This window comes from Phenylobacterium sp. CCH9-H3, from assembly GCF_001557235.1.
GTDB lineage: Bacteria > Pseudomonadota > Alphaproteobacteria > Caulobacterales > Caulobacteraceae > Phenylobacterium.
Map to the genome: position 1 here is coordinate 1 of NZ_LSJI01000141.1, position 631 is coordinate 631.

1 protein-coding gene is annotated in these 631 nt (G+C 75.1%); it reads right to left on the reverse strand.

Features of this window, described 5'->3' with window-relative positions:
• Window positions 1-48 precede the first annotated feature (48 nt).
• On the reverse strand, window positions 49-631 hold a 583-nt coding region (locus AX721_RS27935), incomplete at its 5' end, for a hypothetical protein (protein WP_197422567.1).

Here is a 631-nt window from a genome sequence, read left to right on the forward strand (position 1 = left end):
TTCTGCGGTGAGTTCTTTTGGGCGCTGACGCGCCGGGGCGCGGCGCGGTCAGGCCGAGCTCTGCGGCGGGAGATCCGGCCGCGGGGCCCCGGGGGGTGGCGAGGGTGCCTCGTCCGGCGGCTCGGGCGGGTCAGGCAGGTTGCGCCAATTGAGGGCGGCGTCTTCCGAAAGGCCCATCTCCAGGCAGAGGCGGGCGATGTGGTCGTCCAGCGGCTCGGCGCAGAAGTCGTCCCGCAGGCAGGCGGACGCGATGTCCTCCTCCAGCCCCTCTTCGAGCCAGGCGGCGGAGTCCTCGTCCTCGACCTCGTGCCAGATGACCCGGGTGACGGCGTCGCGCACCGCGGTGATGCGCCGGGAGAGTTCGGCGCCGCCCGGCTTGCGCGGCGGCGCGGCCGCCTGGGCCCGCTCGGCCTCGCGCGCATCCTGCGCCTGCTGGCGGACCAGCCGCGCCTCCAGCGCCACGCACTGGCGCACCGAGCGCGAGATCGTATGGAACGCCTTCACCGGCTCGATCCGCGCCGCCGGCGTCTCCGCGGCCTGCGCGTCCTCGAACGCCTGCTCGGCCAGCGCCAGCCCCATCTCGGTCAGCCGAGCCAGGACGCGCGCATGCCGTTCGGCCATGTCGGGCGGG